The organism is Achromobacter sp. GbtcB20 (assembly GCF_019091095.1).
Classification (GTDB): domain Bacteria; phylum Pseudomonadota; class Gammaproteobacteria; order Burkholderiales; family Burkholderiaceae_B; genus Achromobacter; species Achromobacter mucicolens.
Genome location: NZ_JAGXJZ010000463.1, coordinates 1 through 288, shown reverse-complemented (window position 1 = coordinate 288; position 288 = coordinate 1). Strand labels below are relative to the sequence as shown.

1 pseudogene is annotated in these 288 nt (G+C 62.2%); it reads right to left on the bottom strand.

The features are described 5' to 3' along the window. Nucleotides 1-235: pseudogene (locus KVT32_RS29775) on the bottom strand (hypothetical protein); the annotation flags it as partial. Nucleotides 236-288 lie beyond the last annotated feature (53 nt).

Genomic DNA, 288 nt, shown 5'->3' with positions numbered 1-288 from the left:
GGCCGCCGCCGGGTACATAGGGCTTGTCGAAGCAGTTGACGAAGCCGTCGACGACGTCGATGTTGGGCGGCCAACGCATTTTCATCGTCTTGCCATCTTCCATGGGCATCTCGATGATGCCGTCTTTCAGGGGCGGCAGGCCTTTGTCGGTAGGGAAGGGGACTGCGGCAAGTTCTTGCCGCGCCTTGTCGAGGGCCGGGCGATCCCTGCGCAGGAAGGCAATGCTCGCGTCCACATACGTGTTCCATCCTCCTGCATCGGCCTGTGCTGGCCGGCGCGACTTTTTCA